Consider the following 23,004-nt stretch of genomic DNA (forward strand, 5'->3'; position numbering starts at 1 on the left):
AGGCGGCCGCTAGGAGGTCCGTTTGAGGTAGTCGTCGCGGACCTTCGACCTGCTCAGCTTGCCGGTCGGGGTGCGCGGTAGCTCGGCCACGAACTCGATCGTCTTGGGCCGCTTGTAGCGGGCGATCCGCCGCGCGCAGTGGCCGAGCAGTTCGGCGACCAGGGCGGGTCCGGGTTCGGCGCCCGGCGCGAGCTGCACCAGGGCGACCACGTTGTGGCCCCACTCCGGGTCGGGCACGCCGATCACGGCGGTGTCGGCCACCGCCGGATGCTCGAACAGCGCGGCCTCGACCTCGGCGGGGTAGATGTTGACCCCGCCGGACACGATGAGGTCGGTGCGCCGGTCGCACAGGAACAGGTAGCCGTCGGCGTCGAGGTAGCCGATGTCGCCGGGGGTGTACCAGTCGCCGCGCATGCTGGCGGCGGTCTTATCCGGGTCTTTGTGGTACTCGAAGGAGTTGGCGGTGGACCTGACGTAGATCAGGCCGGGTTCCCCCGGCGGCAGTTCGGCGCCGTGGTCGTCGAGGATCCTGGCCTCGAAGGTGGGCGCGGGCCTGCCCACGGTGCCGGGCCGCAGCAGCCATTCGTCCGGCTTGACGGCGAAGGCGATGGCCGACTCGGTGGAGCCGTAGTACTCGTAGACCACCGGCCCCCACCAGTCCATCAGCGCCTGTTTGACCGGCACCGGGCAGGCCGCCCCGGTGTGCACGACCTGGGCCAGCGACGACACGTCGTATCCGGCGCGGACCCGCTCGGGCAGCCGCAGGATCCGGTGGAACATCGTCGGCACCATCAGCGTGTTGGTGACCCGGTGCTCCTGGATCAGGCCCAGCACGGTCTCGGGGGCGAACCACGGCGCGATGACCACGGTGTGCCCCATGTGCAGGGCGAAGACGGTGTGCGCGCACGGCGCGGAGTGGTACATCGGCGACGTCACCAGGTGCACGCCGTCGCCGGGGCGCAGGTCGAGGACCTCGCCGAGGAACCAGAGGTGCAGCGGGAGCACCTGTTCGGGCTCGGCGTCGCGCGGGGTGCGGCGCACGCCCTTGGGGCGGCCGGTGGTGCCGGAGGTGTACCACATCATCGTGCCGGCCCTGCGGTTCTCCGGGGGGCGGGCGGGCATGCCGGCGGCGAGCGCGGCGACGCCGTCGAGCACGGGCGTGGCGCCCGCCGCGCGGCGTACGGCCTCCGCGTACGGCCCGGCCGTGATCACCGCCCGCGGGTCGCAGTCGTCCAGGATGTAGGCCGTCTCGGCGACGGTCAGGTGCCAGTTGACCGGTACGTAGTACATCCCGGTCTGCCCGGTGGCCAGCGGCAGCGCCACGGCGTCGAGGCCGTTGGGCAGCACTCCGGCGATCACGTCTCCGGGGCCCGCCCCCATGGCGCGGAGGCCGTGGGACACCCGGTCGACCAGGGCGCGCAGCTCGCCGTAGCCGGTGACCGTGCCGTCGGGCCCGATCACGGCCCGGCGACCGGGATCGGCCTCGGCGATGCGGTAGAAGCCCGGCAGGGAGGCGATATCACCCTTGTCGCCCATATCACCCAGGTCACCCATGGCTCACGGCTCCAGAGGCTCGGCGAGGTGCGCTCGTGGATCAGGTGCGCGTCTGCCCACAGATATACCCCATGCCGACGCGGCGGGGTTCGGTATGGCGAGACGCCGCCATCCAGATGAAAGCCGACGTATGCCAGGAATGGGAATTTTACCCATTCTTAGAGCTGAATCTCCCTGACTCCGAGCAGCATATCCCTAACGTGATCACCTGATTACCGGGGGCTCGGGTGAGCAGAAGGCACAGATGGTCCATCAGGACGCGGCTGGCCGTCGGCGCCGGTCTCGTCATGGGACTCATCTGTCTCGCGGCCTCCGCGCTCGTCCTGCTCGGGGTGCGTCAGATGGCCTTCGGCTACCAGCAGGAGCGGCTCATCACCTCGACGCTCAACCTGGCGAACCACATCCAGGAGGGGGACGTGCCGAAGCCCCTCACCACGACGGAGCCGCCCGCCGTACAGGTGATCGACCCGCAGGGGCGGATCGTCTCGGCCACGCCCCGGGTCATCGGGGAGCCGCCGATCGCCGCACTCCCCCAGGGGCACAGGTACCACGACCTACGCGGCCAGTGGCGGCGCTGCGACGTGCCCGGGTTCCCCCGGCAGTGCATGATCGTGATCGGTTACCGGGTCCACAACCCGAACGGCGACTGGACGGTGTACGCGGCCGACGACGACGTCCCGTGGTACGTCGACGTGCGGTTGCTGGGCGCCCTGGCCGGCACCTCGCTGCTGCTCGCGGGGGTGATGACGGCGGGCACCTACCGCACCGTCCGCAAGACGCTGGCCCCGGTGGACGCCATCCGGGCCGAACTCGACGAGATCAGCACCACCGACCTGGGCAGGAGGGTGCCGGTCCCGCCGTACCAGGACGAGATCCGCCGCATGGCCGAGAGCGTGAACCGCACCCTGGACCGCCTGGAGACCCTGGTGGAGAAGCAGCGGCGGTTCGCCTCCGACGCCTCCCACGACCTGCGCAGCCCGATCACGGCGATGCGCACGCAGGTGGAGGACGCCCTGCTGCATCCGGGCGACACCGACTGGATCCAGCTCTCGCGGACCCAGCTCGGCAGCCTGGAACGACTGGAGGCCTTGGTCAGCGACCTGCTCATGCTCGCCAGGCTGGACGCGGGCGCGCCGTCCAGGAGAGACCGGCTGGACCTCTCCGAACTGGTGCGCGGCGAGCTGGACCGGCGGCGGCGGCGGGTGCGGGTGGTGCCCAGGCTGCAGGGCGGCGTGGAGGTGCTCGGCGACCGGCTCCGGCTGGCCAGGCTGCTGACCAACCTGGTGGACAACGCGGAGCGGCACGCCGCCTCGGAGATCGTGGTGACGGTCAAGTCCGAGGACGGCACCGCGGTCTTGGAGGTCCTCGACGATGGCTCGGGAATCCCGGAGGAACAGCGGGAGGTGGTGTTCCAGCGGTTCACCAGGCTCGCCGCCGCGCGCAACCGGGACGCCGGTGGAACGGGCCTCGGCCTACCGATCGCCAGGGAGATAGCCGAGGAGCACGGCGGCACCCTCACCGTGCGGGACAGCCCGAGCGGGGCCAGGTTCGTGGCCCGGTTCCCGTCGGCGCGCGCGTGAGGCACCCCCCTCCGCCGCGCGCGCCGACGGGGGTCACTTGGCGTCCGGGTCGGCGGGCATCATCCGATCCAGTTCCCGCAGTTCCACATCGAGCGTCTCCAGCGTGGCCAGCAGGTCGTCGGGCTCCTCCCGGCGCTCCCGCTCGGCCCCGCAGACCACGGCCAGCAGGGGAGCGCAGCGCTCGATCTGCTCCGGCGTCGCACGCAGCCGGACCACCTCGATCGCGTTCTGCACCATCTGGTCCACGATCGACTCCCCGTGTCGCTCCCCCGGCGGTCCTACGCCCCCGAGATCTCCCATGTCCGCGGGCATGACGCCGGTCCGGGGCGGGCCGCCCGTTCTCGTGCCGGGTGAGTGCGGTGGCCGGGAAGGCGCCGCACGGTACGGCACGGCCCCCGTCCCGCGGTCGGCGGACCACTCGTCGCGGGCTCCCTCCTCCTGCAGGGCGCGCAGCACCTCCGAGGCCCGCCAGCGGATGCGCAGCAGGTTCTCCCTCGGTTCCCCGGTGACACGCGGCGGCGCGGGCCGCCCGGCGGCGGGACGCCGTTTCGGCACGACCCCCGGCAGCACGACGAGCAGCATGGCGAGCGCGACCATGGCGCCCCCCACGACGACGCTGACGGTGAGCGGCTCGCCGTACACCAGGACCGACAGCAGCGCCACCCACAGCGGCTGCGACGACAGCAGCACCGCCGCGGGCACCGCCCGCACGTGGGCCTGGCCGTAGGTCCTGGCCAGGAAGCCCAGGGCGCACGAGACCACGGCGAGGTGGGCGAGGACCGCCCAGTCGGTCCCCGTCGCGGGCAGGGTGAGACCGCCGGGCAGGGACAGCGCGCCGGTCATGACCGCGATCGTGGCGAGCTGGATCACCGTGATCGCGTAGCCGTCCGCCGGGCGGTCGGTGGTCAGCCGCCCGAGGACCAGGGTGTGCGCGGCGTACAGCGCCGCCGCGCCGAGCGTGGCCGACAGCGCCAGGAACGAGACGTCCTGGCCCTCGACCCCCCGCAGCAGGGTGAACACCGCCATCGCGCCCGCCGACAGGGCGACCGCGACCCACACCCGCCGGGAGATCCGCATGCGCAGCACCAGCAGGCCGAGCACCGGCGTCATGACCACGTTGCAGCCCACGGCGAAGCCGGAAACGGAAGAAGGCAGGCTGTGCAGCGCGACGGCCTGCGCGGTCTGGCCCACCCCGAAGAGCAGACCGAGGACGACCCCCCGGGACCAGGTGGCCCGGGAGAGCCCGCGCAGGCACGCGGGCCTGAGCGCGAGCAGTACGAGGACCCCGATGCCGTAGCGCTCGGTGAGCAGGTCGGCCACGGGTATCCGGATGATCAGATCTTTCATCAGTGGAAACGCCGACCCCCAGGCGGCACTGACGAACAACAGAAGCGCGGCTCCCAGTAGGGGGCGGGAAGCTACTACTGCCATGACCAGCAGGATTCCATTACCATTCGCGACCGGCCGGTGACGTATCGCGCGGCGGTTTGGTCCTGTACCACTCGGAGTGATTCACCCTCAACCGGGGCTGATACCAGGGGCGCGCCGTTGAGCCAAATTGATGACTAGCGCACAGTCTTAGAGGTGTTATTAGATGGGCCGCCCAATTGGGCCCCCTGGTGGCGGTCCGCCGGGGATACTTGCGGCATGATCAGAAGCCATCCGCATCGCCCCGCGCCCGCCCGTCCGGGAGGCGGCGCGTGACCCGCGCCGCCGTCGTCACCGGCGGCGCGTCCGGTATCGGCCTGGCCTTCGCCCGCGAGCTGGTCCGGCGCGGCGCGCACGTGACCCTCGCCGACGTCAACGCCGAGGGCGTCGCACGGGCCGCCCGCGACCTGGGCCCCCTCGCCGCGGCCGCCCACCTCGACGTCACCGACGCGGAGGCGGTCGCCGGCCTCATGACCTCGGTGCGCGACCGGCACGGCAGGCTCGACCTGGTCTTCAACAACGCGGGCATCGTCGTCGGCGGCCGGGCCGAGGAGTACACCCTGGAGCACTGGACCAGAACCGTCGAGGTCAACCTGCTCGGTGTGATGCACGGCGTGCGCGCCGCCTACCCGATCATGCTGGCGCAAGGGCACGGGCACATCGTCAACACCGCCTCCGCGGCCGGGCTGGTCCCCGCGCCGATGATGATCCCCTACACCGCCACCAAGCACGCGGTCGTCGGCCTGTCGCTGGCGCTGCGCGCCGAGGGGGCCGCGCGCGGCGTGAAGGTCACCGTCGTCTGCCCGGGGTTCACCGACACCCCGATGCTCACCGCCCCCAACCCGGGGCTGCCGCGCACCTCGGCGAACGGCCGGGCGCGCGCGGCGGCGCTCCGCTTCCAGCGCCGCCTCTACCCGGTGGAAGATCTCGCCGCCGACATCGTCAGGGGCGTGGCCAGGAACCGGGCGATCGTGGTGGTGCCCGGATCGGCGCGGCTGGCCTGGCTCGCGACCCGCCTTTCGCCCGCGCTGGCGGTCCGCGGCGCGTCCGCCGTAGTGCGCTGGGCCTCCCGCTGACGCCGGGCCCCCGGGAGATGGCACCATTGGGGGGGTCGTGCAGACCTCTGGAAGGGATGAGGGCTCCGGTGAGGCGGATTCTGGCGGGGCTGATCGTGCTGCTCGCGTGCTCGGCCCCGGTGGCCGCCACCGCGACGGCCGCGCACAACGTGCTGATCGGCAGTTCCCCGAAGGACGGCGCGCGGCTCGACGCGCCCCCCGAGACCGTGGTGCTGGAGTTCGACCAGACCGTGCGGCAGGGGTTCGCGCGGATCACGGTCACCGGCCCGGACGGCACGCGGCCGGAGACCGGCGAGCCCGAGGTGCGCAGGTCCAAGGTCACGGCCACGCTCGGCGGGGCCGACCGGCCGGGCGACTACGTGATCGGCTACCGGGTCCTGTCCTCCGACGGCCACCCGATCGCCGGGAAGATCACCTTCAGACTGACCGCCGCGCCCGCCTCCGCGGCGCCCGCATCGGAACCGGCCGCGCAACCGCCCACAGAACCGGCCGCGCAACCAGCCACGCAACCGGCGGCGGCTCCGGCCGCCGTTGCGGCGGACGAGGACCTCAGCGCCCGGGCGGCCGAGGCCGCCCAGAACGGCGGCGCGGGCATGGCCGTCCTGTGGATCGGCGCGGCGATCGTGTTCCTGGGCGGGGCGACCATCGTGGCGATGCGCCGCACCCGCGTCACGGCCGACGAGTGAGCGGGCGAGCGATCCGTGTTCAAGCGTGACGATCGGCCCACGGCCGCCGTGGGGGCCCCGGCCCGTGTCCCGTACGCGCTGACGGGCGGCCTGGTGGGCGGCGCCGTCGTGGCCGTGCTGGCCGGGACGATCCTCACCGCCGAGGAGGCCGTCCCCGGAATCCCCCTGCCCGGTCCCGTGGTCGCCTACGGCCTGCCCGTGGTGCGAGTCCTGCTCGACGTGGCGGCCCTCGCCGTGGTCGGGCTGTCGCTGCTGCCGAAGCTGATCGGCTTCGACTCCCCGGAGACGAGCGAGCCGGTGCTGCGCCGGGTCCGCCCGGCCACCGTGTCCATGGCGTGGGCGTGGGCGCTGCTGGCACTGGTCACCGTGGTGTTCCAGGCGGCAGAGCTGACCCCGGGGGTCTTTCCCACCCCCGCCTCCGTCGCCGGATACGTGAGCGAGGTCGGCGCGGGACAGGGCCTGGTGATCAGCGCGGCGTGCGCGCTGACCTGCGCCGGCGTCGGCCTGCTCGCGGTGCGCTTCGGCGAGGCCGTCCCCGCCGAGCTGCGCGTCGTGGTGGCGCTGTTCGGGCTGCTCCCCATCCCGGTGACCGGCCACGCGGTGAACTCCGTGTGGCACGACCCGATCATGATCTCCATGGAGCTGCACGTGATCGGCGCCGCGGCCTGGACCGGCGGGCTGCTGATCACGGTGGTGTACCTCGCCGCGCGGCCCGGCCTGCTGGCGATCGTGCTGCCGAGATTCTCCAGGCTGGCCACGATCTGCCTGGTCCTGGTGGGCGTGTCAGGCTTGGTGTCGGGTCTTTCCACGATGGCGCTCACCCCCGGCGTGGAACTGCCGGGGGCGCTCCTCACCAGCGGCTACGGCCTGCTGGTGGTGACCAAGACCGCGCTGCTGGCGCTGCTGCTCCCGCTGGCGGCCCGCATCCGGTTCGTGCTGCTGCCGCACGTGGCGCGCGGACGCGCCGCCGGGGTGGCCGCCTGGGCGGGCGCGGAGCTGACCGTGATGGGCCTGGCCTACGGTGTCGCGGTGGTGCTCACCCGGGCGGCGATCGGCTGACCGGCCCGCCGGTGCAGCACCGCCACCGCCAGCCACAGCACGGCGAGCAGCGCGGCGGCGACCGGCGCCGAGGTCATCGCGGGCGGCGGCGCGGCGAGCACCACCCCCTGGACGGCGAGCCCGCCGTACGCCACGGCGGTCGCGAGCACCGCCCCCACCACGGCGCGCACCGCGAACGGCCGGACGACGAACGCCAGGTCCACGCAGAACGCCGCCGCCACCAGGAAGAACGGCACCGCCGAGGGCGGGAAGTCGGCCGCGGTCAGCAGCGGCCAGATCAGGCACCGGTAGACCGCGTAACCACCCGCGACGGCGGTCGCCGTGAACGGCCTGCCGACCAGCTTGCGCGCCACCACCAGCACCAGCAGCCCCGCCACCACCGCGTACACCGGATACAGCCACTCGGGCATCGGCATCGAGAACTGCAGCACCATGCCCCGGTCGACCGGCCGCTGGAGCTGGTCGGCGGCGAACCGCAGCAGGATCGGCTCGGCGTAGGGGGTGCCGTTGTCCCAGGCGGTGATGCCCAGCACGCCGTACTCGTGGTGCTGGTTCGGGAAGAGCATGTTCTCGAAGAAGCACAGGAAGAACGCACCGAGCGTGAGGTCACGGCGTCGGCCGGGGGCGGCGCCCAGGTGCCAGCCTCGGATCACGCCCGCCATCATCAGCGCGGTGCCGACGTACAGCATCATGTGCGACGGGCTCCACGCGGTGATGTCGAGCCCGTTGACGGCGTGGTTGATCAGGTCGAGCGGCACGGCGATGAGGAACACCCCGGTGCCCCACTGGATGAGCCGCAGCGCGGCCCGGTCGACGCCGTAACCGGTGTACCCGTGGATGATCGTGAGGGCCACCGCGATCACGGTGCCGACGGTGTTGATCAGGTGCGGCGGGGCCAGGTCGTCGCGCAGCCACTTGAAGTGCCACGAGACGTCCCACGACGAGCCGAGGATCTTCAGCGCGAAGGCGGCGAGCCACCCGGCGTAGAGCAACCGGAACAGGTCGGCCGGAGTCTCACGCCCGGGGATTCCGCGCGTCCAGTACGGCTTCGCCCAGGCCAGCAGGCGGGCGGGCGCTCCGGTGAGCGCGGCAGTGGCTTTCACGCGGTGAATGATGCCCGCCCGTCCTCGTTCTTCGCAATCGGGGATGACCCTGGGATGTCACGCGTGGGCCCCCGCCGGGGGCCATAGGATGTGCCCGTGACACACGGCCCGGATGACCTGCGTCCGGTGGACCTCTTCGACGAGGAGCCACCGCTGCTGGACGAGCAGACCAGAGACGACACCGACATCGGCTGGGGCGCCCTGTTCGACGACTCCGGCGACCCCGACGACACGGCCCGGCTGCTCGAGGAACGCCCGCCGCACTGGGGCTGACCCGCCCTGGTTCGGCGACCGGCCGTCCTCCGGCCGCTCAGGACACGATGTCCTTGGTGCGGAAGCGGCGGAAGGCCACGGCGACCAGGATCACCGAGTAGCTCACCGACACCGCCACGCCGCGGATCATCCCGCTCCAGTCCGGCTCGGGCGCGAGCGCGTCCAGCCACGCCGTGTTCCAGAACGTCGGCAGCAACTGCCTGAGCTCGCCGAGCACCTCCACGGCCTGCAGGATGTTACAGACGATCACCAGCCCGACCGCGCCGCCCACCGCGCCGAGCGGTGAGTCGGTGACCGTCGAGAGCAGGAACGCCAGCGAGGCCACCACGAGCTGGCAGACCAGCACGTAGCCGATCACCACGCCGAACTTCCACAGGGCCGAGGCGGCGGGCACGATCTCGCCGGTGCCGGGCACCTGGATGTCGTCCCAGCCGAACGCGAGCGTCCCGGCGAGCAGCGCCATCACCGGCAGCGCGATCACGGCCGCCGCGGCGTAGCCGAGCGCGACGACCAGCTTCTGCCGCAGCAGGCGGTCCCTCGGCACCGGGGCGGCCAGCAGGTAGCGCAGCGACGACCAGGTGGCCTCGCCCGCCACCGTGTCGCCGCAGAACAGCGCGACGGCCACGACCAGCAGGAAGCTCGCCGACACCGACAGGGCGAAGGCGGCGAAGTTCAGCCCGCTCGCCGTCGCCAGGTCGGACATCCGCAGCCCCGAGCCGACGGCCTGACCGGGCTGCGGCTGCCCGGCACCGAGCTGGAACGCCACCACCAGCACCCACGGCAGGGCGAGCAGCAGGCCGAACATCACCATGGTGCGCCTGCGCCGGAACTGCCGGACGATCTCCACCGACAGGGGCAGCGTGCGCCCCGGGGAGTATCCCGGCGCGGTGACCGTTCCGGTGTTCGTGCGGTTCACGCGTGGTCTCCGATCAGGGTCAGGAAGACGTCCTCAAGGCGGCGGGGCGAGCCGTTGGACCGGGGGGCGGTCTCCAGCAGCTCGCTGACGGGCCCCGCGGTGACCAGGCGGCCCCGGTGCATGACCACCACGTGGTCGCAGGTCTGCTCGACCTCGGCCAGCAGGTGGCTGGAGACGATCACCGTGCGGCCCTGCGCGGCGTAGCGGATCAGCACCCGCCGCATCTCCCTGATCTGCGGCGGGTCCAGGCCGTTCGCGGGCTCGTCGAGGACCAGCAGGTCGGGCAGACCGAGCATGGCCTGGGCGATGGCCAGCCGCTGGCGCATGCCCTGGGAGTAGGTGCGGACCGCCCGGTCGAGCGCCGCGCCGAGCCCGGCGATCTCCAGGGCCTCGTCCATCTTCGCGTCACCGGCGGGCCGTCCGGTGGCGCGCCAGTACAGCTCCAGGTTGGCCCGCCCGCTCAGGTGGGGCAGGAAGCCGGGTCCCTCGACGAAACAGCCGATCCTGGACAGCACGGGCGCGCCCGGGGACACCTTCCGGCCGAAGATGTGGATCTCCCCCGCGTCCGGCCTGATCAGTCCCATCAGCATGCGCAGGGTCGTCGTCTTGCCCGCCCCGTTCGGGCCGAGCAGGCCGAGCACCTGGCCGCGCTCCACACGGAACGACAGGTCGTCCACGACCCGTTCGCCGTCGCGGTAGCTCTTGGTGAGGCCGCTGATCACCAGCGGGGGCGCGTCGGCGCCGGGAGCCGCGTCGCCGTCGGCGGTGCGGCGGCGCCGTCCGGTGAGCAGGATCAGCGCCGCCACGGCCAGCGCGGCGAGCGGCATCGCCCAGGTCCACCAGACCGGGCCCGCCGCGGGCGCGCTCAGCTCGGCCGTGGGCAGCCTGAGGCCGCCGCCGTCCGCCGGCAGCCCGATCGTGTGGACGGCGGGCGCGGCGGGCATCGCGTAGCCCAGGTCGGTGGTGCCGACGCTGAGCCTGATCCGGTGACCGGCCGCGAACAGGTGGTCGATGGCGGGCAGCCGCACGGTGACCTCGCCCCCGCCCTCGGGGACGACGACCTTCAGCGGCGCGACCAGCCCCTTGGGCAGGACCGGCGGGCGGGTGCCGCCGGTGACGTCCTGGAGCCTGGCGAACAGCGTCACCTCGCGCCCGGCCGCGTCGGTGTCGGCCACCCGCACGGTGACCGACGGGCTGCCCGTGACACGGACCGGGCGCTCCAGGAGAGCGGTCTCGAAGCTCGCGCTCTGGCCCGGCACGTCGGTGGCCGCGCCCAGGTTGCCGGCCGCCACGTCGCCCAGCACCCCGCCGAAGCCGGGGACGGTGGAGACGGCGGCGGGCGACCCGCCGGGCGGGGTGGCCACCCGCTGGTCGGGGCCGGACAGCGGCAGTTCGGTGGAGGCCGAGCCGGACAGACCCGGATAGCGGTCGGTGGCGGCGTGCAGTTGGACGGGGCGCCGGGTGCCGGGGTCGCGCCCGCCGTCCCTGGTCACCTCGAAGCCGCTGCCCGGGATGCCCGAGCCGCCGTCGCGCGCCAGGAAGTGGTCGAACCAGGCGGTGGTGCGCTCGTGCACCCAGTCCGCCTCGCCGTCGCCGCCGTCGTGGCCGCCGTCGAACCACGCCACCTGGACCGGCGCCCCGGTGGCCGCGACGGCCCTGGCGTTGGCGTCGGCGTGCTCCAGCGGGAACAGGGAGTCGCGCTGCCCCTGGAGCAGCAGCGTGGGGATCTTGATCCGGCCGGGCACGGACACCGGGCTGGAGCGCCGCAGCAGCTCGATCGCCTCGGCGGTGGCCTTCCCGGTCTCCGCGACCTGCCGGTAGAGGTCGCAGATCTCCGGCAGGAAGCGCCCGCAGGCGGCCTGCTCCCCGGTCAGCGGCGCCGGGGGGAACGCGCGCGCCGCCGGGGCGCCCGGCTCGCGGACGACGTCCTGCGCGCCGGACCTGCCGAAGAAGATTCCGGCCCACATGCGCTTGAAGACGCCGTCCTCCGGCCCCTTGCCGTCGGCGGCGTTGGGGAAGAGCGCGGCGGCCAGGTCGTACCAGGTGATCTGCGGGACGATGGCGTCCACGCGGGGGTCGTGGGCGGCGGTCAGCAGGGCGATCGACCCGCCGTACGAGCCGCCCGCGATGCCCACCCGGGGGTCGCCCGCGGCGTCGAGCCGCACCTCGGGGCGCTTGGCCAGCCAGTCAAGCAGCGCCCGGGTGTCCTTGACCTCGTAGTCCGGGGAGTTCAGCGCGATCTGCCCGGTGGTGCGGCCGAACCCTCGCGCGGACCAGGTCAGCACCGCGTATCCGGCCTCCGCCAGGCGCTCGGCCTGGTCGCGCACGCTGCGCTTGCTGCCGCCGAAGCCGTGGGCGAGCAGGACGGCGGGCGTCTTGCCCGCGCGCGCCGGGGTGAAGAACGTCGCATCGATCGTGACCCGCTGATCGCCCGCCGGTCCGTCCATGACGTCGATGGCCGTGTCCACCGCCGTCACGGACGGTGACGACGGCCAGAACGCCCATGCCGCGGCCGCGCACACGACCACGACGACCAGCGCGGCGATGATCCCGCGGATCCCGCGCCTTCCCCTACGACTCATGCGGTGAGCCTACTCAGGGGTGCTGAGAGATCGCTGAGATGATTTGTCCTGATTATTTGCTCCGTGCGAAAAACCTTGTCACCGCATTCCGGCGCGAGCCCGTGCGTCCGCGGAGACCCGGAGTACGATGCGCAAGCAGGTGTCAGCTACCCCCCGGTGAGGCGGCCATGGCAGCCCCAGCAGGATGGCGGCGTGAAGGCAATCTGCCCGCGGAGCTCACCAGCTTCGTCGGGCGGACCCGGCTGCTGACCAACCTCAAGCGCCACCTTCATGAGTCACGCCTGGTGACGGTGACCGGCATCGGCGGGGTCGGCAAGTCCCGCACGGCGCTGCGTCTCGCCCACCAGGTCCGCGGCCAGTACGCCGACGGCGTCTGGTTCGCCGATCTCTCGCGCCTGCAGGACTCCGGCATGGTCGAGCACACCATCTCCGCCGCGCTCGGCATCGCCGACCAGTCGGCCAGGCCCGAGACCGACCGGCTGACCGAGTGGGTCGGCAAGCGCGAGATGCTGCTGATCATCGACACCTGCGAGCATCTGATCGAGGCGTGCGCGCGGCTGGTGGTCCAGCTCCTCAAGCAGGCGCCCAACCTGCGCATCCTGGCCACCAGCAGGCAGTCGCTCCAGGTGCCCGGCGAACACGTGATGCCGATCCCGCCGCTGGTCGTGCCCGGCGACGATCCGGCGGAGAGTCTGTTCACCAACGAGTCCGTGCAGCTCTTCGCGGCCCGCGCCGGGGCCGTGGTGCCCGACTTCACCCTCGACGAGCACACCATCGGCCCGGTCGCCGAACTGTGCCGCAGGCTCGACGGCATCCCGCTGGCCATCGAACTGGCGGCGGTGCGCCTGCGGGCGCTGTCCGTGCAGCAGATCCTGGCGCTGCTGGCCGACCGGTTCAGCCTGCTCGCCGGGGCCAGCCGTACGGCCCTGCCCCGGCACCAGACGCTGCGCGCCGCCATCGGCTGGAGCCACGAGATCTGCGAGCCCGCCGAACGCCTGCTCTGGGCCAGGCTCTCGATCTTCTCCGGCGACTTCGAGCTCGACGCGGCGCGGGCCGTCTGCCACGACGAGGTCAGCCTCCCGGAAGACCAGATCATGGATCTGGTCGGCGGCCTGGTGGAGAAGTCCGTACTGCTGAGCCACAACCAGAACGCGGGCGTGCGCTACCGCCTGATCGACACGCTGCGCGACTACGGCGAGGAGTGGCTGAAGAAGCTCGGCCAGATGGAGGACATGCGCCAGCGCCACCGCGACTACTATCTGCGGCTGGCCAAGACCGGCGAGCACGCCTGGTCCGGGCGCCGCCAGCTCTACTGGTTCATCCGGATGCGGCAGGAGCACGACAACGTCCGCACCGCGCTCGACTACTGCCTGACCAACCCCCGGCACCACAAGGTCGCCCTGGAACTGCTCACCGCGCTGTGGTTCATGTGGGTGGCCTGCGGCTTCGCCCGCGAGGGCAGGCTGTACCTGGAGCGGGCCCTGTCCGCCAACCCCGAGGCCAGCAAGGAGCGCTGCAAGGCGCTGTGGGTGCTGTCCTACGTCTGCAGCGCGCAGGGCGACATCGAGGCCGCGCAGCACTGGGCCGAGCAGTGCAGCTCCGAGGCGGTCAAGGTGGGCGACTCCGGCGCGGTCATCCTGGCCACCAAGATGCAGGGCACCGCCGCCGCGCTCGCGGGCGACCCGCAGAAGGCCACCGCGCTGCTCGGCGTGGCCATCGAGTTCAACCGCTCAGGGCCGGAGCTGAACCCCGGCCTGCTGCCCGCGATCCTGGAGCTGGCGTTCGTGCTCATCGCGCAGGGCGAGCCGAACGAGGCCGAGGCGTTGCTGCGCGACCTGCGGCACACCTGCGACCAGCGCGGCGAACTCTGGCTGCGCTCCTACGCGCACTGGGCGACCTCGCTGGCCCAGCGGGCGCTGAACCGACCGTCCGACGCGCTGGACAACGTGCGCGAGGCGCTGCGCATCAAGGAGCACTTCCACGACGTGCTCGGCGCGATGATGTGCCTGGAGGCCATGGCCAGCATCGCCGCCGACTCCGGGCACGCCGAACGGGCCGCGCACCTGCTCGGCGCGGCGGAGACCAACTGGCCGCTGTTCGGGCTGCCGCTGCTGGGCTCGCCCTTCTTCGGCGCGGAGCACGAACAGTGCGTCAAGGAGTGCAAGAAGCTCATGGGCGAGAGCGCCTACGACGAGTGCTTCCTGCAGGGCGCGCGGCTCAACCTGGAAGAGGCCATCGCGTTCGCACTCGAAGACGACACGCGCTCCCCTTCGGTGTGAAGCGTGCCCTGCCGGGTGTTTGCGCCGCCGTCAGCGCCCGAAGAGATCCTCCAGCCGGTACCCCGCCCCGGTGACCTGACTGACGTCGCCGGCCCTGCGGTAGCGATTGGTCTCACGCTGCCACCGCTCGTATCCGCTGATCCAGGCGGCCAGCGCCGCCGCGTAGCGGCCGACGGTCTCCGTTTCCCGTGACGTCAGCGCCAGCGCCGCGCAGACGTCCGCGAGCTCCGCGCGTAATTGCACGAACCTGGTGACCCGTCCTTCGACGAATCGATAGGCGCGCGCTATCGCGTCGTCGAGGGAACACTCGCATTCGTTGCCGATGACCAGCACGAGATTGTCGGTCTCCCCCGCCGCGATCTCCTTCTCCAGGGAGGCCAGGTCATTGGCGAGATTGACGAAGTCGGCGGTGAGACCGCGCATGATCCGCAGATGCGGAATGTTGAAGGCGACCGGCGGCACCTCGAACTCCCCGGCGACCTCACAGGCATCGGTGAACTGCTGCATGGCCCCCGTGACCAGGCGCTGCTCCAGATAGCAGTCCAGCGGCAGATATCCGCCCCGGCGGCGATTCGCCGACTCATGGACGAGCGAGGCGAAATAGCGCCGCCAGCTCTCGGCGGCACGCGCCCGCCAGGCGGGCGACTTGCCCGCGCAGGAATCCCGCCACACCTCCGAGAAGGCCGCCCGCAACGGGCTCGCCGACGGCCCGCCGACCCCGGCGCCCGGTTCGAGCAGGACCGCGAACCCCTCGGCGATCTCCCGCGCGGCGACCGGGTCACGACCGGCGGGGCCGTCGAACTGGTCGTCCAGCAGCGTGCACACCGAAACGATGCGATTGGCCAGGTCGAGCCCCCGATCGGTGGCACCGGGAAAGGCGTAGCCGACCAGTCGCTCCGATTGGAAGAGGGTGTAGAGGGCGAGCGTCGCCTCGCTGAGCAGCCGGCGCTCCGCGAGCCAGGCGAGATTGCGCTCCCCGGCGGCCTGCCAGCCTTCGTGCTGTTCACGGGGTAGGGGAATATCAAAGGTCACGTCAGCGGGCATTGCGTCGCTCCAGGATCGCCGCTATCAGTGGACCGGGATGTCGTCGACCCCTGCCACGGAGCCGGGAAAGGGAAAGCGCCCGAAGCCATACCCCGGCTCTCATCGGGTAACCCCGCTCCGGTGAATCTGTTTCATCGGGTGAGCCGGGCTATTGGTGTGGTGTCACGCGGTTGTCCGTTAAACACGAAGCGCTACTATCGCCTTTCCGAAACCCTCCCAGGGCCGGTCGCCCGCCGTCCCGGTAGTCCCGGACTCGCGGACCAAAGGTCGCGGGTGCGCCCGCCCGCGTTCCTCCGGCCGGTTGCGCGCGAGCCAGCGCCGCCGGTGCTCGTGGCCACCACGGACGCCACCGACGTCGCGGGCGGCGTCCTTCCCGGGCAACGACTACCTCTGGGTCGCGCTCAACCCCGGCTGGGGGGCCATCGCCGCGGTGCGGGCGGCGGCCGGTTCGAGATCATCACCGGATCCGCGGCCCCGCGCGAATGGCGCCACACCCTACCCCCACCGGTTGTAGAGCCTGCGTGCCCACAGGTATCCGGCCAGCGCGATGACCGCACTCCAGAGCGCCGCCGCCGCGAAGGTGGATCCCGCGGGCTGCCCGGCCAGCAGCGCGCGCAGGGTTTCGATGACCGGCGTGAACGGCTGGTGTTCGGCGAACCAGCGCAGCGGGCCCGGCATCGACTCCGGCGGGACCACGCCGCTGCCCAGGAACGGCAGCAGCATCAGCGGCATCGGCAGGTTGCTGGCCGTGGCCACGTTCTTGGTGACCATGCCCAGCGCGGCCGACAGCCAGGTGATGGCGAAGGTGAACATCGCCAGCACGCCGATCACCCCGAGCCAGTCCAGCGCCGAGGCGGCGGGATGGAAGCCGATCAGCAGGGCCGTCAGTGTCACGGCCGTGATCGCGATGAAGTTCTGGACGAGCGCGCCGAGCACGTGCCCGGTCAGGACGGAGACGCGGGCGATGGCCATGGTCTTGAACCTGGCGACGATGCCCTCGGTCATGTCCATGGCCACCGAGATCGCGGTCCCCTGCGCGGCGCTCGCGATCGTCATGATCAGGATGCCGGGAGTGACGAAACCGACATAGGCGGCGCGGTCGCCGCCGATCCCGGTGCCCATGATGCCGCCGAGGACGTAGACGAACAGCAGCAGGAACACCACCGGGACAGCCACGTAGGTGAGGATCAGGGTGGGGTAACGCCACATGTGCCTGATCTGGCGGCGCAGCATCGTCGCCGAGTCGGTGATCGCTCTCATCGGGCGGACTCCTCGGTCAGGGCGAGGAAGACGTCGTCCAGGTCGGGCGTGTGCATCGATAGCTCGGCGACGGCAATGGCCTGTGCGTCCAGCCATTCCAGGAGCTTGCGCAGCGCCCCGAAGCCGGTGTCGGGAATCTGCACCGTGAGGGACTCCTCGTCGCGCGAGGTGGCCCCCACCTGGGAAGCCGCCCTCAGGTAACCGTCGGGGTCGGCGAAGCGCAGGATCAGATGCCCGCCGGGGACCAGTCGTTTGAGCTCGCCCGGCGTCCCCTCGGCGACGAGGCGGCCCCCGTTGAGCAGAGCGATGCGGTCGGCGAGTTCGTCGGCCTCCTCCAGGTATTGGGTGGTCAGGAAGATGGTCACGCCGTCCTGCTGGACGAGGTCCCTGACGATCTGCCACATGGTGCGGCGGCTGCGCGGGTCCAGGCCCGTGGTCGGTTCGTCGAGGAAGATCAGCTCGGGGGTGCCGACGAGGGTCATGGCGAGGTCGAGGCGGCGGCGCATGCCGCCGGAGTAGGTGACCGCCGGCTTGCGCCCCGCGTCGGTCAGGTCGAAGCGCTGGAGGAGTTCGCGGGTACGGCTGCGGCCTTCGGCGCGGCCGAGGTGGAGCAGGTCGGCCATGAGGCGCAGGTTCTCCTCGCCGGTGAGGAATCCGTCGACGGCGGAGAACTGGCCGGTGACGCCGATCGCGGTACGCACCTTGTCGGGTTCCTTGGCCAGGTCGTGCCCGGCGACCCGGATCTCGCCGGCGTCGGCCTTGATCAGGGTGGACAGTATCTGCACCGTGGTGGTCTTGCCCGCGCCGTTGGGGCCGAGCAGCGAGAAGACGGTGCCCTGCGGGATGGACAGGTCGATGCCGTCCAGGACGCGGTGGGTGCCGTAGGACTTGTGCAGCCCTGTCACCGAGACGAAGGGGGATGGAGCGACCGGCTCGTCGCGATAGTACGCGTTCATCATGATTGAAAGCTACGTTGCTTTCAGAAATTCCGTCAATCGACCAATGCATATATTCGCAGGTCAAGACCGTCAAATTGATGCGCTGACGGTGAAGCTGAATGCAACGAAACATTGCATTGCGTGGTGCCGAACGCAATAGTGGTGTCATGTCAGCCGGAAGATTGACCCTGCAGGACCGCCGGCGCATCGCGACCGGCCTCGCCGAAGGCCGCTCCTACGCCGAGATCGCCAGGCGGCTGGACCGGCCGACGTCGACGATCAGCCGTGAGGTCGGCCGTAACGGCGGCCCCGGCGGCTACCGCCCCGAGCGGGCGCACCAGGCGACGGCACGGCGAGCACGGCGCGGCACCCTGGCAGGTTCACCCGTGGCCGAACCCCGGGGCCACGAGACCTTCGAGATGGAAGGGAGCGCCGTCGAGATGGCGGTCGGGATGGGCCTGCCGAAAATGATGGCGCGCGTGCTCATCGGCCTCTGGCTGAGCGAGGAAGGCAGGCTCACCGCGGCCGAGCTGTCGCGCGGACTGAAGGTCAGTCCCGCCTCGATCTCCATGGCGGTGGGCTACCTGGCCCAGCAGGGGCTGATCAGGCGCGAACGTGATCCCCGGCGGCGGCGCGACATCTACGTGGTCGACGACGACGCCTGGTACCACTCGACGGTGATCGGCTCCCGGCAGACACTCGCGGCGGCAGAGCTCGCGAAGGCGGCGGGACAGGCGCTCGGGCTCGACACGCCTGTGGGACGCCGCCTGGCCAGGGGCGGCGCGTTCCTGGAACGGATCAGCCTGGACGGCCTGGCGTCGGCTGAACGCTGGCGCGACCTCCCGCCGTGATCAGGCCGCAGGGGGCTGCCCACGCCGCAGGCCGCGCAGAAGATCGGCCACCGCCTCCGGAGTGTCGAGGGCGGCGTTGATGAATTGCCATAAGGCAGTCGGGATCAAATGACCAGCGTTGAGCACGGGGGTCACCTAAGCCGATCCCGGCCGATGACCGAGTCATGGTTCTCATCGGGCGTGCCCTCATGACCAGGAATTATCCATTGCGTTTTACAAACCCGCCTTCACTCAGCGGGAAAGTGGCGGGAGCCAACACGTTCGCGCAGGTCATGGTCCTTACCCAATGCTCTTTCACAGAAGAGACAGCATTGCCGGAACGTCCCGATCGGCGTCCCGGCGACCAGAACGTCGGGCGAAAGCCCCGACCCGGATCATACGACCGAGCGGACGGCTAAGAGGTCCTAACGAAATGATCTCTGTTGTGGTTTGATCTCTCGCTGGAGCCGAGCGAGAGGGGGCCGGGCAGCCAAGCCAAGCCGCTGATCCCCGAACACCGGCGGCGGTTTCGGCACCCGGGCCGCAGGCGGCTCGATGACCGCCTGGCATTGCAGGGCATTCCGTTCGTGCCGCACACCGGCATCGCCTGCGTGCCACCGACACCCTGGACCTGTTCCCGCGCCGCGGTGGACTCCTCCCACATCAGGGCCCTGAAAGGGGGGCACAGACCGGCCCGTCCCCGGTCGACCGGTGACGGCCGGGCAGTAAGCACCACCTGATCACCGACGCCTCCGGCATCCCGCTCGCGGTCATCCTGACCGGCGGCGACCGCAACGACGTCACCCGGCTCCCGCCGCTGCCGCACGCGATCCCCAAGATCCGCGGCAAGCGCGGGCGTCCCCGCCGACGCCCCGGATCGTCCTGGCCGACCGCGGCTACGACCACGACAAGTACCGCCGCATGGTGCGCGGGTCGCAGATCCGTCCGGTGATCGCCCGCCGCGGCACCGAACACGGCTCCGGCCTCGGCAATCACCGCTACGTCGTCGAGCAGACCTTCGGGCTGCTCCATGTCTTCCGTCGCCTGCGGATCCGCTGGGAGATCCGCGCGGACGTCCACGAAGCATTCCTCAGCCTGGCCTGCGCGCTCATCTGCCGGCGACGACTCGCTTCATCGTGTTGGGAGCTCCAAGAGTGATGAGGGTCGAGGGCACGATGGCGGCCACCAGTCGGACCCCAGGGCCGCCTGATGGCGCTACCCCGACGCCGACGGCGGGGAGACAGAAGGGAGCCACCGCGATCTGCGGGGCGCGGCCCTCCGGTCCCGAGCGCAGCGAGGACGGCTCGCACGCCTGAGAAGGAACTGTCCGAGCGCAGCGAGGGCGATCAGACGCGCGGCAGCGCGACCCTCGGCAGGCCGGGGGTGAGGAAGCCGGACCTTCAGGCGAAATGCGCAGGGGCAGTGCGTTCCCCCCGCAAGGGATGAGGGCGACGGCCCGGCACCCGGACCGATGTGAGAGGGCCCATGGGCATGCGGTGGCCTGCTCCTTCGGCGGTGGGGGTGACGGCCCGGAACTCAGCCTGACGGCCAAGGCGGACGGGGCATATGGCGGCGCATTCCTCGGGGCCAAGGTGGGGCGACGCCCGGAACCCAGACGGGCGCGAGGGCTGGGGGCAATGCGGCGGCGTGTTCCTCTGCGAACGGCGACCGCGACCGTGACGGCGGGCATGACAAAGGCGGGGGCGGGGGCGAGCGGGCGCGCTTACGCTCGGTTGGGGCTTGGCCGGGGTGCCGGGGGTCCGTTGGGGAGCAGGGATGGAGTGTCAGTAGGAGTACGAGCGGGCGTAAATAGGGCGTACCTGACATAAGGTTCGAAGATTGCTAGAGCATGACGAATCATGATTGATCCACTCCCGAGAGGGGTATGGCCGCTTCCAGTTTTACGGACTTATGCCCTATTTACTCCTTTCGCACCAACGCACGTTATATGGAGGTTTGCGTGGATAGTGTCGTGTTGCCCGATTTGTGGATACCGTTCCCCTCGCGGATCAATCCGTTCGAGGCGGAGGTGGCCGAACACACGACCGAATGGGCGAACCGATTGGGTCTCATCACCGGGGAGACCGAGGCGGTGCGGTTCGCCGGCGAATCTTATGCTCGCCTGGTCGCACGGTTGTACCCGGAGGCGTCGCTGCCCGATCTCGCGCTGGCGGCGGATCTCAACAGTTGGTTTCACGTCTTCGACGACCAATTCGAATTAGCTGACGTTGGCCGGAACCTCCATCTCACCCGGCTGCTCGCCGAGCGGACCGAGGCGTTGCTGCGTGGCGAGCCGCCAGGCCCGGCCGCAGGGCCGTTGTTGCTGGGTGTGGCCGACCTGCGGGCGCGGATGCGGATCAGGGCGAGTGACAACTGGTGGGCCAGGTTCTCCGCCGATCTGCGGCAGTGCCTGGACGGCGCGCTGTGGGAGGTGGACAACCGCATCTCCGGCAAGGTGCCCGACCCGGAGTCCTACGTTCACCGCAAGCTCGACATCGCCTACGTGCCCCCGTCCTTCGACCTGATCGAGCTGATCGAGCACTTCGAGGTGCCGGCCGCGATCCGGCACTCTCCCGAGTACACGACGCTGCGGCACGAGGCCGGGCACGTGGTGGTCTGCACCAACGACGTCATCGGCCTGCGCAGGGAACTGCTCCAAGGCGAGTTCCACAATCTGGTCATCGTGCTCTGGAAGGCGAACGGCGGAACCCTCCAGGACGCCGTGGACGAGGTCGAGCGCACCATCCGCATCCGGATCGGGCGCTATCTGGCGGCCAAGGACGCGCTGGAGGACCGGTTCGACGCGCTGCGCGCGAGCGAGCAGGTGCGCGTGGCGACCCGCCGCTGTGTGACCGGCTTCGAGGACTGGATGCGCGGTTACCTGGACTGGGCGCTGGAGACCCGCAGGTTCACCGACGCGGTGCTGCCCGGCGAGGTGGGCAGTTTCCACCACGAGCTCATCGACTGAACCAGCTCAGGTACTCCTCGTTGCCGAACATCCGTGCCGTGTCGGCCGCCGACGGCGTGCCCGCGTGCGGATCCGCTCCCGCTGCGAGGAGCGCCCTGACCACTTCCGGTTCCTTCTTGAACACCGCGCCGGCGAGCGGCGTCTGTCCCCGGTCGTTGGCGCGGCCGGGGTCGGCGCCGCGCTCGGCGAGGGCGCGCACGGTCTCGGCGTGACCGTGGTAGGCGGCCAGCATCAGCAGGGTGTCGCCCTTGCCGTTGGTCAGGTTGACCGGCACTCCGGCGTCGACGTAGGCGGCCAGCGCGGCGGTGTCTCCCGCCCTGGCGAGGTCGAACATCCGGGTGGCGAACTCCTGGACGTCTTCCGCAGGCTCCTCCGGCTCCATGCTCGCCATTGTGCACCGGTAAGGTGCGCACGGCGGAATTGACAGGCGCGCGGCGTAGGTTGAGGGGAACAGGACCTCACGAAAGGGTGGGAGAACGTGTTCGACCCGACGGATCTCTATCGGCTCGGCGAGGAGCTGCCAGAGCTGACCGATCCGGTGCTGCTGTACCACTTCGACGGGTTCGTGGACGCCGGCGGAGCCGGCCGGCTCGCGTTCGGCCACCTGCTCGACGAGCTGGAGCACCGGGTCGTGGCGACCTTCGACGTGGACCGGCTGCTCGACTACCGGTCACGCCGTCCGATCATGACCTTCGACACCGACCGATGGGTGGAGGCCGAGACGTCGCAGCTCGCCGTCCACCTCGTCCACGACACGACGGGCACGCCGTTCCTGCTGATGACCGGGCCGGAGCCGGATCGTGAGTGGGAGCTGTTCATCCAGGCCGTGGGGCAGGTCGCCGATCGGCTCGGGGTGGGCAAGATGGTCACGGTGCACGGCATCCCGATGGCGATCCCGCACACCCGGCCGCTCGGCCTCACCGCGCACGCGACGCGTCCGGAGCTGATCAGCGGGCAGAACAGCTCCTTCGGCAGGGTCCAGGTGCCGGGGAGCGTGGCGGCCATGCTGGAGTTCCGGCTCGGCGCCGAGGGCCGCGACATGCTCGGCTACGCCGTCCACGTGCCGCACTACCTGGCGCAGGCGGAGTACCCGCAGGCGGCGGTGGCGGCGCTGGAGGCCGTCACCAAGGGCACCGGGCTGGTGTTCCCGACCAACGGCCTGCGCGGTGCCGCGGAGAAGACCACGGCGGAGATCGAGGAGCAGATCCAGGGCTCCGCCGAGCTGTCCACGGCGATCACCGGCCTGGAGCAGCAGTACGACGCCTTCGCCGAGGGCGCGCTCCAGGAGAACCTGATGGCCGAGACCACGCCGATGCCCACGGGCGACGAGCTGGCCGCCCAGTTCGAGCGCTTCCTGGCCGAGCGAGACGAGACGGAGAGCTGATTTCCCGAGGTCACGGCCATGATCCGCGCATGATCGGCGGATGG

Annotated in this window: 18 protein-coding genes and 1 pseudogene; 10 read left to right on the plus strand and 9 right to left on the minus strand. The window is 71.1% G+C overall.

The genetic code is table 11. The features are described from left to right. Positions 1–9 precede the first annotated feature (9 nt). Positions 10–1,554: an AMP-binding protein gene (locus P3X83_RS36405; RefSeq protein ID WP_277309916.1), complete on the minus strand. Its 1,545-nt coding sequence runs from the start codon at positions 1,552–1,554 to the stop codon at positions 10–12. Between the two features lie 227 nt (positions 1,555–1,781). Here P3X83_RS36405 and P3X83_RS36410 point away from each other — a divergent pair, with 227 nt between their 5' ends. Continuing rightward, positions 1,782–3,134 (plus strand): HAMP domain-containing sensor histidine kinase, encoded by a 1,353-nt coding sequence (locus tag P3X83_RS36410; protein ID WP_277309917.1) that lies wholly within the window; start codon positions 1,782–1,784, stop codon positions 3,132–3,134. 33 nt (positions 3,135–3,167) lie between these two features. On the opposite strand, the gene P3X83_RS36415 is transcribed toward P3X83_RS36410, so the two are convergent. Then, a complete protein-coding gene (locus P3X83_RS36415; RefSeq protein ID WP_277309918.1) occupies positions 3,168–4,565 on the minus strand; it encodes a DMT family transporter in 1,398 nt (465 codons plus the stop codon). Positions 4,566–4,834: 269 nt separating this feature from the next. On the opposite strand from P3X83_RS36415, the gene P3X83_RS36420 reads away from it, so the two are divergent. The 3 genes from P3X83_RS36420 to P3X83_RS36430 all read left to right on the plus strand — a co-directional run bounded on the left by P3X83_RS36420 (position 4,835) and on the right by P3X83_RS36430 (position 7,383). Beyond that, positions 4,835–5,638 (plus strand): SDR family oxidoreductase, encoded by an 804-nt coding sequence (locus P3X83_RS36420; protein WP_277309919.1) that lies wholly within the window; start codon positions 4,835–4,837, stop codon positions 5,636–5,638. A 68-nt stretch (positions 5,639–5,706) separates the two neighbouring features. After that, a complete protein-coding gene (locus P3X83_RS36425; RefSeq protein ID WP_277309920.1) occupies positions 5,707–6,324 on the plus strand; it encodes a copper resistance CopC family protein in 618 nt (205 codons plus the stop codon). Positions 6,325–6,339: 15 nt separating this feature from the next. Then, positions 6,340–7,383 (plus strand): CopD family protein, encoded by a 1,044-nt coding sequence (locus P3X83_RS36430; RefSeq protein ID WP_277309921.1) that lies wholly within the window; start codon positions 6,340–6,342, stop codon positions 7,381–7,383. On the opposite strand, the gene P3X83_RS36435 is transcribed toward P3X83_RS36430, so the two are convergent. Further along, a complete protein-coding gene (locus P3X83_RS36435) occupies positions 7,341–8,486 on the minus strand; it encodes a hypothetical protein (protein WP_277309922.1) in 1,146 nt (381 codons plus the stop codon). The two genes, P3X83_RS36430 and P3X83_RS36435, sit on opposite strands and share 43 nt — an antisense overlap. Positions 8,487–8,582: 96 nt before the next feature. Here P3X83_RS36435 and P3X83_RS36440 point away from each other — a divergent pair, with 96 nt between their 5' ends. Then, a complete protein-coding gene (locus tag P3X83_RS36440) occupies positions 8,583–8,759 on the plus strand; it encodes a hypothetical protein (RefSeq protein ID WP_277309923.1) in 177 nt (58 codons plus the stop codon). Between the two features lie 37 nt (positions 8,760–8,796). Here P3X83_RS36440 and P3X83_RS36445 read toward each other — a convergent pair whose 3' ends face one another. Both P3X83_RS36445 and P3X83_RS36450 read right to left on the minus strand, forming a co-directional pair. Beyond that, on the minus strand, positions 8,797–9,675 hold the full coding sequence (locus tag P3X83_RS36445; RefSeq protein ID WP_277309924.1) for an ABC transporter permease subunit: 879 nt from the start codon (positions 9,673–9,675) through the stop codon (positions 8,797–8,799). Continuing rightward, complete coding sequence (locus P3X83_RS36450; protein ID WP_277309925.1) at positions 9,672–12,257, minus strand: CocE/NonD family hydrolase; 2,586 nt, start codon at positions 12,255–12,257, stop codon at positions 9,672–9,674. The genes P3X83_RS36445 and P3X83_RS36450 overlap by 4 nt, the downstream gene beginning before the upstream one ends. A 167-nt stretch (positions 12,258–12,424) precedes the next feature. Here P3X83_RS36450 and P3X83_RS36455 point away from each other — a divergent pair, with 167 nt between their 5' ends. Then, positions 12,425–14,536 (plus strand): ATPase, encoded by a 2,112-nt coding sequence (locus P3X83_RS36455; RefSeq protein WP_277309926.1) that lies wholly within the window; start codon positions 12,425–12,427, stop codon positions 14,534–14,536. Between the two features lie 30 nt (positions 14,537–14,566). Here P3X83_RS36455 and P3X83_RS36460 read toward each other — a convergent pair whose 3' ends face one another. The 3 genes from P3X83_RS36460 to P3X83_RS36470 all read right to left on the minus strand — a co-directional run bounded on the left by P3X83_RS36460 (position 14,567) and on the right by P3X83_RS36470 (position 17,799). Then, on the minus strand, positions 14,567–15,580 hold the full coding sequence (locus tag P3X83_RS36460) for a hypothetical protein (RefSeq protein WP_277309927.1): 1,014 nt from the start codon (positions 15,578–15,580) through the stop codon (positions 14,567–14,569). A gap of 495 nt (positions 15,581–16,075) precedes the next feature. Next, the gene (locus P3X83_RS36465; RefSeq protein ID WP_277309928.1) at positions 16,076–16,840 is read right to left on the minus strand and encodes an ABC transporter permease; all 765 of its coding nucleotides are present in this window, start codon (positions 16,838–16,840) and stop codon (positions 16,076–16,078) included. Next, a complete protein-coding gene (locus tag P3X83_RS36470; protein WP_277309929.1) occupies positions 16,837–17,799 on the minus strand; it encodes an ATP-binding cassette domain-containing protein in 963 nt (320 codons plus the stop codon). The genes P3X83_RS36465 and P3X83_RS36470 overlap by 4 nt, the downstream gene beginning before the upstream one ends. A 146-nt stretch (positions 17,800–17,945) precedes the next feature. Between P3X83_RS36470 and P3X83_RS36475 the strand changes: the two genes are divergently transcribed. The 3 genes and pseudogenes from P3X83_RS36475 to P3X83_RS36485 all read left to right on the plus strand — a co-directional run bounded on the left by P3X83_RS36475 (position 17,946) and on the right by P3X83_RS36485 (position 21,576). Beyond that, on the plus strand, positions 17,946–18,629 hold the full coding sequence (locus P3X83_RS36475; RefSeq protein WP_277309930.1) for a helix-turn-helix domain-containing protein: 684 nt from the start codon (positions 17,946–17,948) through the stop codon (positions 18,627–18,629). Between the two features lie 482 nt (positions 18,630–19,111). Beyond that, positions 19,112–19,766, plus strand: a pseudogene (locus tag P3X83_RS36480) (IS5 family transposase). 802 nt (positions 19,767–20,568) lie between these two features. After that, positions 20,569–21,576 carry a hypothetical protein gene (locus tag P3X83_RS36485; RefSeq protein ID WP_277309931.1) on the plus strand — a complete coding sequence of 336 codons (1,008 nt, stop codon included), beginning with the start codon at positions 20,569–20,571 and terminating at the stop codon, positions 21,574–21,576. Here the strand turns inward: P3X83_RS36485 and P3X83_RS36490 are convergent. Further along, positions 21,566–21,958 carry an ankyrin repeat domain-containing protein gene (locus tag P3X83_RS36490; protein ID WP_277309932.1) on the minus strand — a complete coding sequence of 131 codons (393 nt, stop codon included), beginning with the start codon at positions 21,956–21,958 and terminating at the stop codon, positions 21,566–21,568. The genes P3X83_RS36485 and P3X83_RS36490 overlap by 11 nt on opposite strands. 96 nt (positions 21,959–22,054) lie before the next feature. Here P3X83_RS36490 and P3X83_RS36495 point away from each other — a divergent pair, with 96 nt between their 5' ends. Beyond that, positions 22,055–22,960, plus strand: a complete 906-nt coding sequence (locus tag P3X83_RS36495; protein WP_277309933.1) for a PAC2 family protein — start codon at positions 22,055–22,057, stop codon at positions 22,958–22,960. Positions 22,961–23,004: the final 44 nt, after the last annotated feature.

The sequence above is a fragment of the Spongiactinospora sp. TRM90649 genome (assembly GCF_029382225.1).
Classification (GTDB): Bacteria; Actinomycetota; Actinomycetes; order Streptosporangiales; family Streptosporangiaceae; genus Spongiactinospora.